We start from the raw sequence: 15,378 nt of genomic DNA on the forward strand, positions 1-15,378 counted from the left end.
CCGCCCGTGAACCGGGCGGCGCCGGCTGCGCCCTCCCGTGCCACGACCGGCGCTCCGGCGGCACCTTCCGCCCGCAGCGCTTCGGCGAGTGGCAGGTCGAGGCCCGCGTAGGTCGACGCCCGGTCCGCGAGCACGCACTCGAACGGGAACGCGGCGATCTGCGCGGCCAGCTCCAGCGCCGCCGGGACCGCCTGGCCTGGTTCGACCACGCGGTTGGCCAGGCCGATCGCCAGCGCCTCGTCGGCCTGGACGGGGCGGCCGGTGAGGATCAGGTCCAGCGCCCGCCCCAGGCCCACGATCCGCGGCAGGCGAACGGTTCCGCCGTCGATCAACGGCACGCCCCAGCGCCGGCAGAACACGCCGAACACCGCGTCGCTCTCGACCACGCGCAGGTCGGCGAGCAACGCCAGTTCGAGGCCGCCCGCGACCGCGTAGCCGCTCACGGCCGCGATCAACGGCTTGCTCAGCTGCAACCTGCTCGGCCCCATCGGTCCGGCGCCGGCTCCGGTGGGGTCGAGCTCGTTGCGGCGGGCGGGATCCCCGACGGAGGTGAGGTCGGCGCCGGCGCAGAACGTGCCGCCCGCGCCGGCCAGCACCGCCACGCGTTGGCTGTCGTCCGCCTCGAACGCGAGGAAGGCGTCGCGCAGCTCGCGCGCCATCGGGCCGTCGACCGCGTTGCGCCGGTCCGGGCGATCCAGCCAGATCACCGTGGTGGTGCCGGTGATCTCGACCCGTACGTCGTTCATGTGTCCTCCGCGAGTTGTGCCCGGACCCGTGCGGCGTCGCTGTCCCTGCCCTGCTGCAGGTAGAGCTCCAGCGCCTCCTGCCAGGCAGACCTGGCCTGGTCCCGTTCGCCGAGGGCGGCGTGCGGGTGACCGATGCGGTCGAGGGTGTTGGCGGCCTCGACGACGTTGCCGGCTTCCCGGTACAGGGCGAGGGCCTGGCGGTAGGTGTCGACGGCCTGGCGGTGGTCGCCGGTGTGGTGCGCGATGTAGCCCAGACTGTCCAAAGTGGTCGCTTGGCCCTGGGCGTCGCTGTGGCGGCGGTTCAGGACGAGGGCTTCCTCGCAGTGGCGGCGGGCGGTGTCGTACTCGCCGAGGCGCGCGGCCAGCCACCCGATCCCGTTGAGCGTCAGCGCTTCCCACGCCGGTTCGCCGAGGGCGCGGTAGAGCGGGAGGCAGTGCTGGGCGTGTTCCAGCCCCTGCCGGTCGTCGCCCCACATCTCGAACGCCCACGCCGTGGCGACGTGGGTGTGGGCCTGCTGCAGGAGGTCGCCGTCGGCTTCGGCCAGGGCGAGCGCGTGCTGGAACTGCGTGACGGCCTCTTCGGACTGTCCGAGCCGGGCGTGCGCGGAGCCGAGACTGCGGTGCGCACGGCAGCGGGCGGCGGAATCCGGCAGGCCGCCGCTGTCCACGGCGGCCTGCCACACGGCGACCTCCTCGTGCCGGTGTCCGCGCCGGTCGTGGAAGGTGGTCAGGACCCACGCCAGCTGCCACACGAGGTGGTGGGCGGCGACGTGCTGGGTGGCCAGCAGGCAGGTGTGCTCGGTCGTCAGCCAGGCCACCGCGGCCGGGAGGTCCGGCAACGGGTGCGGCTGGACGTGCGGTGCGGGCGGATCCAGCTCGATCGGCGGCCGACCTGGGTTGAGCAGGCGCTCGGCGGCGTACGCGGTGTGCAGGTAGAAGTCCACGATCCGTGCCAGCGCCGTGTCGTCGGGAGCCGTAGTGGCGGCGTAGCTCCGGATCAGGTCGTGCATGGCGTACCGGCCGTCCGGAGTCCGCTGCAGCAGCGACGCCTCCTGCAGTGCACGCAACAACCGCGCCGCGCGTGCCGTGGGCAATCCGGTGAGGCTGGCGGCCGCGGAGACGCTGATGTCCGGGCCGGGTGCGATGCCCAGCTGCCCGAACACCCGTTGCTGCGCAACGCTGAGCGCCTGGTACGAGGTGGCCAGCACCGCGGGCAGGCTGGCGGCCGGGTCGTCGTCGTCCAGGGCGTCGACGCCGAACTCCCGGACCTCCGCGGCGAGTTCGGCGAGCGGGAGGTGCGGCTGGGTGGCCGCGCGTCCGGCCAGGATTCCCAGCGCCAGCGGGAATCTGCGGCAGTAGCCCAGCAACGTCGTGACCGCGTCCGGTTCGGCGGCCAGCCGGGGCATGCCGAGCCGGTGTTCGAGCAGCGCGTGGGCCTCGGCGTCGGACAGCAGGTCGAGGTCGACGTGGCGGGCGCTGTGCCGGGTGACCAGGCCGGTGAGGACGCGGCGGCTGGTGACGAGCACGGTGCACGTGCCGGTGCCGGGGAGCAGCGGCACGACCTGGTCGGCGGTGGCGGCGTTGTCGAGCACGACCAGCATTCGCCGGTCGGCCACCAGGCTGCGGAACAGCGCTGCCCGTGCCTCGGTGTCGGGCGGGGTCTTGTCGTCGGCCACGCCCAGCGCGTCGAGGAACCCGCGCAGCACCGTGCCGGGGTCGAGCGGTGCGGTGTCGGGGGAGAAGCCGCGCAGGTCGACGAACAGCTGGCCGTCGGGGTAGCGGGCGGCGTGCCGGTGGGCCCAGTGCAGCGCGAGCCAGGTCTTGCCGATGCCGCCCGATCCGGCGACCGCGGAGATCAGCACGGTGCCGCCGGCGCCGAGGACGTCCAGTTCCGCGTGACGGCCGACGAACGGCACCGGCGCGGCCGGCAGCTGGCGAGGCACCGGAGGGTGGGAGCCGGCGGTTGCCAGAGGATCGGAGGCTGCCCGAGGTTCGGCTGACACCAGAAGCTCTGCGGCCGGAAGCGGCTCGGCGAGCAGCCGCTGGTGCAGTTCGCGCAACGCAGGACCCGGTTCGGTGCCGAACTCCGCCACCAGCCGGTCCCGCACCTGCCGGTAGCGCTCCAGCGCATCGGCGGTGCGCCCGGCCTGGTGCAGCGCCAGCAGGCACTGGCCGGCGACCCGCTCGTCCAGCGGGTGCTCGGCGGCGCGGGCGGACAGCTCGACGACCAGCCGGCCGCCGTGGCCGAGCCGCAGCCGGGCGTCGACGAGGTCGTGCTGGGCCGCCAGCCGTTCCAGCTCCAGGCGGGCGCGCTCGGCTTCCGCCCACTCGCCCGGCACGCCCGCCAGCGCTTCGGCCTGCCACAGCGAAAGCGCCTCGGTCAGCAACCTGTCGGCGTCGGGTCCGGTCCGCGCCCAGGCGCACAACGAGCGGAACCGCACGAGGTCCACGGCGTCGCCCATCAGCGCGTAGCCGCCGGACCGGTGCTCGATCGTCAGGTCGTCCACACCGGCCAACGCTTGCCGCAGCCGCGACACGTAGCTGTGCAGCGTGGACCGCCGGGGCGCGTCCGCACCCCACACCCGCTCCAGCAGCCGGTCCGCCGGCACCACCCGCCCCGTGTCGACCGCGAGCGCGGCGATCAGGCATCGCTGTTTGGGATGTCCGAGATTCACGGGCAGACCGTCGACGGCGACTTCCCCGAGCAAGCGCAGCAGTGTCGTCCTCCCTCGTCCCCGAACGAGCGTATCGACATGTTCCGCGGCACACGTGCATGTTCGTGGCTTGTGCGGTGTACTGCACGGCATGGCCATCGTCTCTCCCGGCTTCAGCGGGCGGCGTCAGTCGGCGGACGTCCAGCTGCCGCCGGGGCAGTACCTCACCGAGGACTTCCCGGTCCTCACCGCGGGCCCGACGCCGCGCGTGCCGACGGACCGGTGGGAGCTCACCGTCAACACCGAGGCCGGGCAGAAGTACACGTGGTCGTGGCAGCAGCTGATCGAGCTGCCGGCGGAGAAGATCACCACCGACATCCACTGCGTGACCAAGTGGTCCAAGCTGGGCACCAGGTGGAAGGGCGTCTCGCTGGACGTGCTGCTGGAGGAGGTCGAGACGGCGGCGGACTTCGCGCTGGTGCAGTCCTACGGCGGCTACACGACCAACCTGCCGCTGGAGGACCTGCTCGACGGGCAGGCCTGGATCGCCTACCGCTACGACGACGATGACATCACGCCCGAGCACGGCGGCCCGGCTCGGTTGCTGGTGCCGCACCTGTACTTCTGGAAGTCGGCCAAGTGGGTGCGCGGGATCCAGCTGCTGCTCGAGGACGAACCCGGCTTCTGGGAAACCGCCGGCTACCACGACTACGGAGACCCATGGCGCGAGCAGCGGTATCAGGGCGACTGACCTGGCGGGTGGCCACCCTGGCCGCCGCTGCCGACCTCACGAAGAGCGCGCGCAGCCTGGTGTTCGACGTGCCCGACTGGCCTGGCCACCTGCCGGGCCAGCACGTCGACGTGCGGCTCACCGCCGAGGACGGCTACTCGGTGCAGCGCAGCTACTCCATCGCCTCGGGGTCCGACCGGGTGGAGCTCGCCGTGCAACGGGTCGAGGACGGCGAGGTCTCGCCGTACCTGTGCGACGTGCTCCCCGTGGGCGCGCAGATCGAACTGCGCGGGCCGGTCGGTGGCTGGTTCGTGTGGCGTGCATCCGATCAGGCGCCGGTGACGCTGGTGGCGGGCGGATCCGGCATCGCGCCGTTGATGTCCATGATCCGCGTGCGCGCCGCGGAGGGGAGCCGGGTGCCGTTCCGGTTGGTCTACTCCGTGCGGACGCCCGATGACGTGATGTTCGCCGACGAACTGGTGCGGCGGGCTCGCGAGGACGCAGGCCTGGACGTGCGGCTGGTCTACACCCGGCAAGCTCCGGAAGGTTCTCCGGAGCCGCCGGGCCGGCTGGGTGTGGCCACCTTGAACACGCACGCCTGGCCCGCCGAGTTCAACCCGCAGTGCTTTGTCTGCGGGCCGACCGGGTTCGTCGAGACGGTGTCCGACATCCTCGTGGCGCTCGGACACGATCCTCGCCGCGTCCGCACCGAGCGTTTTGGCTGACAGGAGAGCACCGATGAGCGACCACGTCGACGGCAACGCGCTCGCGGGCGATCTGCGGGAGATCTTCGCGGTGGACCTGACGGTGGCGACCGGGCAGTGCGCCGGGTGCGGGTATCGCGGGTCGGTGGCTTCGTTGCGGGTGTACCAGAACGCGCCTGGGGTCGTGGCGCGGTGCCCGCACTGCGAGGAGGTCGTGTTGCGGCTGGTGCGGGCGCCTGGGAGGGCGTGGCTGGACCTGCGCGGCACGGTGAGCCTGGAGATCCCGCTGCAGGCCTGACCTGGGAAGCGCGCGCATGACGTGCACCGAGATCAAGGCCGCGTGATCCGTGGGCGCGCTCTCACGGTGCGCGGGATTCTGTCCTGTTTGACATGCCCGATACCTCCGATTGGCCGTAGCCGGGCCTTTGGAGGCTGTGCCTGGATAGATGGGAGCGCTCTTACAACGTTGTAAAAACGAAGGGGACCTCGCCGATGAGAAAAGCCGCCCCCGCACTCGTCGCGCTGCTGCTGGCGCTGGGCGTCGCACCCGGCACGCCACCCGCAGGCGCAGCCGAGCCCGTGCACGGCCTGAAGGGCGAGTACTTCAGCATGTCGGCACCGGGCGCGCGGGACTTCGCGACCCTCGCCGGCACCGTGCTCGACGCCGAGGTGAACCACCCGGACCTGACCTCGGTGTTCGGCTTCCTGGCGGGCCGCACCGAACACACGACGGCGCGCTGGACCGGGCGCGTCGCGGTGCCGCGGACCGGCGACTACACGTTCCACGCCATCGGGGACAACGGTTTCCGGTTGTTCGTCGACGACAAACCCGTGATCGACCACTGGGTGGGCGACTGGGACCGCGAGCAGACCAGCGCGCCGGTGTCGTTGACCGCCGGGCGCCAGTACGACTTCCGGCTGGAGATGTTCCAGGACACCGGTGGTGCCAACATGTTCCTGCGCTGGTCCGCACCCGGAACGCCGAAGCAGATCGTGCCGGAGTCGGCCTTCACGCCTCCCGCGGACTTCCAGGTCGTGCCGCGGACAGCGCAGATCAACCAGGACGGCCGCGTGCTGACGGCCGAGTTCGACGGCCGCGTCACGAACGTCGCGGACCTGAAGGCGCACCTCAGGATCGACGTGGACGCGACGGCGATGCCGGTCGGCGCGATCACTGCGAGGGGCAACCGCCTCACGGTACGGTTGAGCGAGAAAGTGCTGAAGAGCCAACGGGTCCGGTTGTTCTACGACGGCGCCGGACAGCTCACGGTGGGTGGCGAGAAGGTGGAGAAGACCGCGCGAACGGTGACCAACGAGTCCACACAGCGCCTCAAGACGCCGTGGGGCGAGCAGGTCGACCCGCGCAACCCCTTGCCGGAGTACCCGAGGCCGCAGCTGGAACGCGCGAAGTGGCTGAACCTCAACGGTCCGTGGGAGTTCGCCGGCGCGAAGGCGGGGGAGCAGCCGAAGTTCGGGCAGCGGCTGCCAGAACGGGTGATCGTGCCGTTCCCGATCGAGTCGCAGCTGTCCGGACTGGAGCGGCACGAGGACCACATGTTCTACCGCCGCACGGTGACCGTGCCGCGCGACTGGTCAGGGCAGCGGGTGAAGCTCAACTTCGGCGCGGTCGACCACGAGGCCAAGGTGTGGGTGAACGGCAAGCTGGTGGCCGAGCACTCCGGCGGCTACACGGCGTTCAGCGCGGACATCACCGACGCTCTGAAACGCGGTGAGCAGGAGATCGTCGTCGCGGTCACCGACACGACCGGCCCGCACCAGCCGAAGGGCAAGCAGTCGCGCAACCCCAGTGGCATCTTCTACACGCCGTCGTCCGGGATCTGGCAGACCGTGTGGCTGGAACCCGTGCCGGACAAGGGAATCGACGACGTCAAGATGACGCCGGACCTCGCCGCCAACGCGCTGGCGCTGACCGTCAAGTCCGCCGGCACCGCCCAGGTCACGGCGATCGCGAAGGACGCGAAGGGCAAGCAGGTCGGCGTGATCACCGGTGCTGCCAACGAAAAGCTGAAGCTGCCCGTGCCCGACCCGCACCTGTGGACGCCGGACGACCCGTACCTCTACCAGCTGGAGATCAGGCTCGGCAGCGACCGGGTGAAGAGCTACTTCGGCATGCGATCCACCGGGATCGCGGACGTGGGTGGGCAGAAGAAGCTCACGCTCAACGGCAAACCGATCTTCAACCTCATGATGCTGGACCAGGGTTTCTTCCCGGACGGCCTGAACACCGCGCCCAGCGACGACGCGCTGGTGTTCGACCTGAAGGCGCAGAAGGACCTCGGCTTCAACTCGGTCCGCAAGCACATCAAGGGCGAGCCCGCCCGCTGGTACTACCACGCGGACCGGCTGGGACTGCTGGTGTGGCAGGACTTCGTGTCCGTCGAGGACGGCAACAGCCCGACCGCGCAACAGGCGTTCCTCAACGAGAACCGCGAGATGATGGCGCAGCTGCACAACTCGCCGTCGATCTTCGCGTGGATCGTGTTCAACGAGGGCTGGGGCGAGTGGGACCGCACCGTCACCGGCCAGATCACCGACGACGTCAAGGCGGCCGACCCGAGCCGGATCGTCAGCGCGCACAGCGGCGTGAACTGCTGTGCCTCCAAGGGCGACTCGGGCAGGGGTGACGTCATCGACCACCACGACTACAACAACACCGACCCGCCACGCCCGGACGGCAAGCGCGTGGTCATGGACGGCGAGCACGGCGGCTTCACCCTGCGAACGCCGGGGCACCAGTGGCCGGGTGCGCCCGCGAACATCTACAGCGGCGTGGCGGACAAGGCGGCGCTGACGGCGAAGTACGTCGACAACACCCGCACGTTCTACCTGGGGCAGGCGCGCGACGAGCTGTCGGCGTCGGTCTACACGCAGGTCACCGACCTGGAGAACGAGCTCAACGGGTTCTGGACCTACGACCGCAAGCGGATCAAGGTCGACCCCGGCCCGGTCCGCGAGATCAACCGGCGGGTGATCGAGGCGGGCGCCCGGTCCGGTCAGCCGTACCCGTACGCGGGACGCGGCGAGTGGAAGCTCGACGAGCGCAGGGGAGTGGTGGCCAGGGACTCGAGCGGCGGCGGCAACCCGCTGACGCTCAGCCCGACCGGCGCGAAGTGGGCGAACGGCGCGCTGGAGCTGACAGGCGGCTCCGCGGACTCGTACGGCCCGGTCGTCGACACGACCGGCGACTACACGGTGTCCGCACGGGTGCGGCTCGACGAGCTGCCCGGCAACTACGCCACCGCGGTGAGCCAGGACGGCAGGGAGCGGGAGAACCCGTTCTACCTGCAGTACGGGCAGGGCGCGTTCGCGTTCAGCACGCCGGGCGGCAACCGGGCCCGCTACGAGATCACGCCGGAACTGGGCCGCTGGTACCAGCTCAAGGGCGAGCGGGCGGGCGACGAGATCCGGCTCTACGTCGACGGCGTGCTGGTCGCGACGGCACCGGCCGGGCCGGCGATCGCGAGCACCGGGGCGCTCGCGGTGGGACGGGCCAAGTTCGGCGGCCAGAACGTCGACTTCTGGCGCGGTGCCATCGCGGACGTCAGCGTGGGTTAGTTCTCGAGCTGCTTCTTTGGTTCGGCGGGGACGAGCTTCGCGAGCTGCCACTCGTAGCTCGCGGGGTCGTCGCCGATCGCGATGCCGAGGTCGGACTTCGCGGCCTGGTAGAAGTCGCGCCGGGCGTGGCTGACCGCCTGGACGGCCTCCGCCCAGGACTCCTCCGCGAGGCCCGCGGCGATGCGCTGCAGCCGGAACACCGCGTTGTGCCAGCCGCGGGCCGCGACGATGACGTCACCGCTGCCGAGCAGGAGCACCGCCTCCCACTTGGAGGTGCGCTCCTCCTCGGCCGCCGCCGTCGTGGGCACGTCCTTGTCCGGGGTGACCGTGCTGGTGTCGGGGTGGACGCCGCGCGTCGAGGCGAGCTGCACGGAGATGGAGATCAGCTTCTTCATCGCGTGCGCGTACTCGGAGTAGGCGGTGAGCCGCTTCTCGTCCCAGCGGACCGCCTGTGCCCTGCGCCACCTCGCTCGTTCCGCCGCGGAGGTCGCGGTGAAGGTCGCGGCGGCACCCAGCAGCACGCCGAGCAGCGCTGGGAGTTGCTGGAGGAACGGTTGCACGGAGGTCCTCGCTCGAGTTGATCACACGGTCGCCTCAGCCTACGAGGTAAGGTCGCCCCGATGGGCAAGATCGTCCGCATTGGGGTGTTCTACGACGGCACCTGGTTCGCCTACCTCAGCGACTTCTACGCGACCGCGCACGAGCGGGCCGCGCGGATCTCGCTGGACGGGCTGCACGACGCCGTCCGCTGGTTCGTCCACACCGAGACCGGCCGCCCGCTCGACGACTGCGTGGTCGCCGAGGCGCACTACGTCCGCGGCCGCATCGACACCCCGGCCGCGTCCTTCGACGCCGCGCTGACCGCCGCCGGCATCACCCGCCACGACCTGCCGCTGCACGGCGGCAAGGAGAAGGGCGTCGACGTCCTGCTCGCGCTCGAGGCCTGGGACCGCGCCACCACCGTGCCGCTGCAGTGGGTGGTCCTGCTCACCGGCGACGCCGACTTCGCACCGCTCGTGACCAGGCTCACCGCACGGGGCGTGCACGTCGTCGTGCCCGTGGTCGACGTGCGGACGACCGATCGGGCACCGTCCTGGACCCCGCGCACCGCCGCGCCGTTGCGGGCCGCCACACCGTTCACCCCTGGCTTCGACGCGCTCTTCGCGCCTGCCGACCTGCCGGAATACCCGTTGCGCAGCCCGTTCGTGCGGTCCTCGCAGGCCGTCGCCTCTCCCGTGGGCGCGCCGCGCGGCCGGCGCAAGGGCACCGTCGCCACCTGGCGCTCCGGCGAGTCGCACGGGTTCATCACCGACAGCCGTGGCGGGTCGTGGTTCGTGTCGCGCGACGACCTGCCGGACGGGCTGACGCTGTTGCTGGCGGGGACACCGGTGTCGTTCACCGGGTCGCCCGTGCCGATGCCCGGCCGGAAGTACCCGCGGGCGCAGCTGGTCCGGTTGGACGAGGTCAGGCGGTCATAGGGACCAACACGGAGGGTGTGTCGTCTGCGACATCGTGGCCGCTTCAGCGCTCTCATCCGCGGCACCGTCTTCCTGGCTGGCGGCGAGGCGGCCTTCCAGGAGACTTTCCACTGCCACCTGCACGTTTTCCCAGGCTTGCGGGGCGGCGGGATTTCGAAACGACGCCGATCAGGTGACCTGGGTCCGCCATCTGCTCGACGCGGAAGCGGGTGCCGTTCGGCGGGCCCTCGCGACCCCGCAATAAGATCTGCAGTAGTATCAGTGGGACTGTGAGCAGTTCCTGCTGGTGCGTCTTCCTGGCAAAGGTCAGGACGTCTGATTGCATCGAAGGAGCCGGTTCCGGTGAATTCGTTTTGCGGTGACCCCGCTTTGGTGAAGGACACGCGCGCGCCGCGGGGGATGAAGGGCGCGTTCAAGAGGCTTTCAAGAGGGTGGATCCGGTTGTGAACGGATGGCTGGGACTGCTCCGGCGAATTCCGCGGCGAATCCTGTGGCCAGGCGTGGCCGGCGCGACGATGCTCACGGTCGGTGGCCTGGGAGCCGGCGCCATCGTGCGACGAGACCCGCTGCTGAGCGGCACGGTCCTGAACGCGATCAGGTACGGCCACGGCCACGACCTGGCGTTCATGGTGCTGTTCGCCGGCCTGGGCCTCATGGTGCTGTCGTGGGTGCGGCTCGGCCGCATGGTGCTCACGGGTGAGGCCGGTGGCCGCGTGGTCGCCCTGGCCACGGCCGTGTGGACCGCGCCGCTGATCATCGCCCCGCCGCTGTACAGCCGGGACGTCTACAGCTACCTCGCGCAGGGTGCGGTCGCCTTGCGCGGCTTCGACCCGTACCAGGAGGGCGCGTCCGTCCTCGACCTGCCGCTGCGGGGCAACGTGGCGGGCCTGTGGCAGGAGACGCCGTCGCCGTACGGGCCGGTGTTCCTGCTGCTCGGCAAGGTGACGGTCTTCCTGACCGGCGACAACGTCATTGTCGGCGCGATCGTCATGCGCCTCGCCGTGCTCGCCGGGCTGGCCCTGCTCGTCTGGGCGATTCCGCGCCTGTGCAAGCACCTGGGCGGGCGCACCAACATCGCGTTGTGGCTCACGGTCGCAAACCCGCTGGTGCTCGCGCTGGGCGTCGGCGGCGTGCACAACGACATCCTGATGGTCGGGTTGATGGCCGTCGGCGTGGTATTCGTGCTGGACCGCAAACATGCACGAGGATTCGCGTTCATCGCGCTCGCGACCGCCGTCAAGGCGACGGCATTCCTGGTCGCGCCGTTCCTCGTGTGGGTGTGGGCCGCGCGGCTGACCGGGTCGGCCCGGCAGCGCTTCCTGGTGGCCGCCGGGACGGGCGGTGCGGTCTTCGTGCTCGCCTTCTCCGCGGCCACCGTGCTCGCGGGCGTCGACCTCGGCTGGATCGGCGTGCTGAAGTCGCAGACCCCGTTGCTCACCTGGTTGTCGCTGCCCTGCATGGCGGCGGAGATCCTCTTCTACTCGATCGGCACCCACGTGCCCGGCTGGACCCGCGAGGGCTTCCTCGGCTTCTTCCGCGCCGCCGGGCTCGTCGCGCTCGCCGCGTTCCTCGTCCGGCAGTGGTGGCTCGCCAGGGAGGGCGGGGTGGACGCGGTCAAGCGCGCGACCATCGCCCTGCTCGGCGCGTGCCTGCTCGCGCCGTCCACGCTGCCCTGGTACTTCACCTGGGGCCTGGCACTGGCCGCGGCGTTCGCGTGGAAGAAGCAGGGCGTCGCCGTCCTGGCCGGTATCTCGGTCTGGATGGTGCTGATCACGCTGCCCGACGGCACGATCGTCTGGCGCTGGACCTACGACGCCATGAACCCCTGGGTGTGGTGGCCGTACCTGGCCGCCACCGCGGCGGTCGGCGTGTGGGTCGCCCGGTCGCTGCTCCAGCCACAACCGCAGCTCCAGCCCGAGCCCGTCGCCCAGACCGCCGAGGCTTCGAAGGTCGTCGGAGGAACTGGTGCGTGATCTCGAGCACCGCGTGCTGAGGTTCGCGCCGCTGCTGCTGTGCCTCTCGCTCGGCATTTATGCCTGGTCGCTGGGAAATCCGGCGAACTGGGGGATGATCGACCTCAAGGTGTACTGGAGCCTCGCTCCGAACGTGCTGAGCGACCAGCTCTACGACATCAACATGCCGTTCACGGCCGACTTCCCGCTGCCGTTCACCTATCCGCCGTTCGCGGCGATGGTGTTCCTGCCGGTGTCGGCGTTGCCGTGGATCGTCGCGCGCATCCTCTGGCAGGTCCTGTCGGTGGTCTGCCTGTGGTGGCTGGTGCGCACCGCGCTGAAGCTGCTGGCCGCCAAGGCCGAGCAGCCCTACGACGGCACGTGGCAGCGCCGGGCGTTGCTGTGGACCGCGGTGGCGCTGTGGTTCGAGCCGGTGCGCAAGACCCTCGACTTCGGCCAGATCAACCTGCCGCTGGTCGCCGGCGTGTTCGCGGCGATGGTGGCGACCCGGCAGGTCGTGGCCGGACTCGGGATCGGTGCGGGCATCGGCCTGAAGCTGACGCCGGGCATCTCCGTGCTGTACTTCCTGGCCACCCGCAGGTTCGTCGCGGCGGCGTGGTCGGTCATCGGCTTCCTGATCACCGTGGCGCTCGGGTTCCTCGTGTCGGCCTCGGACTCCTGGCGCTACTGGTTCGAGCTGCTCGGCGCAGCCGACCGGGTCGGGCCGGTGGGCTCGGCGATCAACCAGTCGCTGCGCGGCGCGTTGTCCCGCTCGTTCGGCTACGACGTCGAGATGTCGTGGCCGTGGCTGGCCGCCGTCGCGGTGTCCGCCGCACTGACGTGGTTCGCCGTGCGCGCCGCGGTGAAGGCCGGCGACACGCTGGCCACCGTGGTCGCCGTGCAGATGTTCGGGCTGCTGATCTCGCCGATCTCGTGGAGCCACCACTGGCTGTGGGTCATCCCGGCCGTGCTCTGGATGGCTTACGGCGCAAAGCATCCCGCCCGGCTGGCGCTCGCCGGGGCGTGGCTGCTCGTGACGCTCACCGACGTCATCACGTTCTTGATCGACCAACAACCGTCCATCTGGGAGATTCCGCGGCCGTGGCCGCTGGCTGTGCTGGGCTGGGTGTACCCGGTGCTCGGCCTGGCCACGCTCGCGGCGACGCCGCATCTCCTCCGGACGAGGGAACGCTCGGGAGTACCGCTGTGAGGTTGGAACGGCGGTTGCTCGCGATCGCCCCGTTGCTGCTCGTGATCTCGATGGCGATCCGCACGTGGACCATCGTCACCGGGTTCGGCAACGAGACGATCGACCTGTACGTGTACTGGGCGCTCGCCCCGCACGTGCTCGACGGCGACCTGTACCAGGTGTTCTCGCCGCACTCGCCGCCGGACTTCCCGCTGCCGTTCACCTACCCGCCGTTCGGCGCGCTGGTGTTCCTGCCGATGACGTGGATGTTCTGGGGCCTCGCGCAGTGGAGCTTCCGCCTGCTGTCCGTGCTGTGCCTGTACTGGATCGTGCGGGTGGCGCTGCGGCTGGTCGCGGGCGAGGGCTGGACGGCCGACGCGAAGCTGTGGCGGCGGCGCGCGATCCTGTGGACCGCGGTGCTGCTGTGGATGATGCCGATCTACCACACCTTCGAGTTCGGCCAGATCAACCTCGTGCTGGTGGCGATCGTGCTGGCCGCGATGGTGGCGCGTGACGACCGGGTCGCGGGCGCCGGGATCGGTCTGACGGCCGGCGTGAAGCTGGTCCCCGCGATCTCCGGCCTGTACTTCCTGGCCAACCGCAGGTGGGGGGCCGCGGCGTGGTCGATCGCCGCGTTCTTCGCGAGCGTCGGCCTCGGCTTCCTGGTGGACTTCGACCAGTCCAAGAAGTACTGGTTCGAGCTGCTGGGCGCGGCGGACCGGGTGGGCCCGATCGCCACCGCGCACAACCAGTCCCTGCGCGGCGCGTTGTCCCGCACGTTCGGCTACGACGTGGGCATGTCCTGGCCGTGGGTGATCGCGGCGGTCGTGTCGGTGGTGCTGGCGCTGTTCGCGCTGCGGGCCGCGGTGCGGGCGAGCGACGCGCTGATCGGCGTGCTGTCGGTGCAGTTCCTCGGGCTGCTGCTCTCGCCGATCTCCTGGGATCACCACTGGGTGTGGGTCGCGCCGCTGCTGATCTGGCTGGTGCACGCGCGGATCGCGCCGTGGGCGCGCAACACGTTGCTGGTGCTGTGGGTGCCGGTCATGTTCTGGGACGTGATCGCGTTCCAGCTGAACCGGCAGCCGACGATCTGGACGATCAGCCGGCCGGGCTGGCTGTCCGCGATCGGCTGGGCCTACCCGGCGTTCGCGCTGGTCACCCTGGTCGTCGTCGCGGTCGCGCTCAAAGGCGCCGCCCGCTCGACGGAGGCGAAGAACACCAGCAAGCCGATGAACGCCGTCGGATAGACGAGGTAACCGAACCGGCTGGCCGGCATCAGCATTATCGCCGCGCCCATGCCGACGACCACCCGCCAGAACGCGTCCGCGGCGGTGGCGGGCCGGCGGGCGAGCAGCCACGCCAGCGTGGCCAGACCTGCCGCGATCAGCAACGTGAGCGCGGCGACGTGCCCGGCGGGGCCCAGTTCGGCGATCAGGTGACCGGGGAACGGGCTGGACGCCGGTGACGTGACCTGCGCGCAGCCCGTGGGGAAGCGGATGGCGTGCTCGACGAACGCATCCGGATCGACCAGCAGCACGGGCAGGTTGCAGCAGGCGAGCATCGCGGCGAACAACGCGATGTGCTTGCGCGCCAACATGAAGAAGACGAGCACGACGATCGCGGGCAACGCGATGAGCTTCATGCTGACCACCACCGCCGCCACGACCACCGCCCACCCGTGCCGCTTGGTGATCACCAGCGTCGCGGTGAGGGCGATCAGCGCGATGATCGCCACGTCCTCGCCGGAGGTCGTCATGGTCAGCAACGTCAGCGGGCTCACCGCGGCGAGTTGAGCGGCGAGCACGGGAATGCGCGGCCACCCCAGCAACCGCAGGCTCAGCACCACGGCCGCCACCGCGACGAGGGCGAACATGATCCGCGCGTCGGTGAGCGGTGCGTCGCCGAACAACGCCCCGGGCAGGCCGAACACGGTCATGAGCGGTCCGTACGGGGTGTAGTCGTGCGCGTCCGGCGCCCGGCCGAGCGCTGTCACGTCCACGTACGGCGTGCCGTGGGCGAGCAGGAGCCGGGCCGAGCGTTCGATCACCCACACGTCCGGCTGCGCGCTCCAGTTCCACGGCGCGTTGGTGAAGTCCTCAGCCGCGGCGTTCCGGTTGAAGATCAGCACGGCGAGCGGGGCGGCACAGCCGAGGCCGAGTGCCGCCCAGACCGCCAGCCGGTCGCGGCACACCACGGCCACCAGGTAGGCGACCGCGGCGAACGCGCCCCACACGCGATAACCGTGGAACTCCGACGACATCGCGGTCACGACCGCGAACCCGGCGAAACCGAGATACAGCACGGGAGAACGCAGCTGACCCAACACCGTTGACCTCTCGTCCATCTGTC

12 protein-coding genes are annotated in these 15,378 nt (G+C 70.8%); 8 read left to right on the plus strand and 4 right to left on the minus strand.

What is annotated here, in order from left to right:
• Both DI276_RS48065 and DI276_RS48070 read right to left on the minus strand, forming a co-directional pair.
• A partial coding sequence (locus tag DI276_RS48065; RefSeq protein WP_112276943.1) for a crotonase/enoyl-CoA hydratase family protein occupies positions 1-746 on the minus strand: 746 nt, incomplete at its 3' end.
• Positions 743-3,454, minus strand: coding sequence for an AfsR/SARP family transcriptional regulator (locus DI276_RS48070; protein WP_232837429.1), 2,712 nt, complete (start codon positions 3,452-3,454; stop codon positions 743-745). The genes DI276_RS48070 and DI276_RS48065, both read right to left, overlap by 4 nt.
• A 97-nt stretch (positions 3,455-3,551) precedes the next feature.
• Between DI276_RS48070 and DI276_RS48075 the strand changes: the two genes are divergently transcribed.
• The 4 genes from DI276_RS48075 to DI276_RS48090 all read left to right on the plus strand — a co-directional run bounded on the left by DI276_RS48075 (position 3,552) and on the right by DI276_RS48090 (position 8,410).
• On the plus strand, positions 3,552-4,151 hold the full coding sequence (locus DI276_RS48075) for a sulfite oxidase-like oxidoreductase (RefSeq protein ID WP_112276947.1): 600 nt from the start codon (positions 3,552-3,554) through the stop codon (positions 4,149-4,151).
• Positions 4,121-4,855: a ferredoxin reductase gene (locus DI276_RS48080; protein WP_112276949.1), complete on the plus strand. Its 735-nt coding sequence runs from the start codon at positions 4,121-4,123 to the stop codon at positions 4,853-4,855. Before DI276_RS48075 ends, DI276_RS48080 begins: the two co-directional genes overlap by 31 nt.
• Positions 4,856-4,868: 13 nt before the next feature.
• Positions 4,869-5,132, plus strand: coding sequence for a DUF6510 family protein (locus tag DI276_RS48085; protein WP_112276951.1), 264 nt, complete (start codon positions 4,869-4,871; stop codon positions 5,130-5,132).
• Between the two features lie 194 nt (positions 5,133-5,326).
• On the plus strand, positions 5,327-8,410 hold the full coding sequence (locus tag DI276_RS48090) for a PA14 domain-containing protein (RefSeq protein ID WP_112276953.1): 3,084 nt from the start codon (positions 5,327-5,329) through the stop codon (positions 8,408-8,410).
• On the opposite strand, the gene DI276_RS48095 is transcribed toward DI276_RS48090, so the two are convergent.
• Positions 8,407-8,970 (minus strand): hypothetical protein, encoded by a 564-nt coding sequence (locus DI276_RS48095; RefSeq protein ID WP_112276955.1) that lies wholly within the window; start codon positions 8,968-8,970, stop codon positions 8,407-8,409. The genes DI276_RS48090 and DI276_RS48095 overlap by 4 nt on opposite strands.
• 60 nt (positions 8,971-9,030) lie before the next feature.
• Here DI276_RS48095 and DI276_RS48100 point away from each other — a divergent pair, with 60 nt between their 5' ends.
• From DI276_RS48100 to DI276_RS48115, 4 genes are all read left to right on the plus strand, one after another.
• Positions 9,031-9,888, plus strand: coding sequence for an NYN domain-containing protein (locus DI276_RS48100; RefSeq protein ID WP_112276957.1), 858 nt, complete (start codon positions 9,031-9,033; stop codon positions 9,886-9,888).
• A gap of 443 nt (positions 9,889-10,331) precedes the next feature.
• Positions 10,332-11,861 carry a polyprenol phosphomannose-dependent alpha 1,6 mannosyltransferase MptB gene (gene mptB, locus DI276_RS48105; protein ID WP_157985398.1) on the plus strand — a complete coding sequence of 510 codons (1,530 nt, stop codon included), beginning with the start codon at positions 10,332-10,334 and terminating at the stop codon, positions 11,859-11,861.
• Positions 11,854-13,050 (plus strand): glycosyltransferase 87 family protein, encoded by a 1,197-nt coding sequence (locus DI276_RS48110; protein WP_232837430.1) that lies wholly within the window; start codon positions 11,854-11,856, stop codon positions 13,048-13,050. The genes mptB and DI276_RS48110 overlap by 8 nt, the downstream gene beginning before the upstream one ends.
• A complete protein-coding gene (locus DI276_RS48115) occupies positions 13,047-14,276 on the plus strand; it encodes a glycosyltransferase 87 family protein (RefSeq protein WP_112276963.1) in 1,230 nt (409 codons plus the stop codon). The genes DI276_RS48110 and DI276_RS48115 overlap by 4 nt, the downstream gene beginning before the upstream one ends.
• On the opposite strand, the gene DI276_RS48120 is transcribed toward DI276_RS48115, so the two are convergent.
• Positions 14,165-15,373, minus strand: coding sequence for a glycosyltransferase 87 family protein (locus tag DI276_RS48120; RefSeq protein ID WP_112276965.1), 1,209 nt, complete (start codon positions 15,371-15,373; stop codon positions 14,165-14,167). The genes DI276_RS48115 and DI276_RS48120 overlap by 112 nt on opposite strands.
• Positions 15,374-15,378 lie beyond the last annotated feature (5 nt).

This window comes from Lentzea terrae, from assembly GCF_003265345.1.
Taxonomy (GTDB): Bacteria; Actinomycetota; Actinomycetes; order Mycobacteriales; family Pseudonocardiaceae; genus Lentzea; species Lentzea terrae.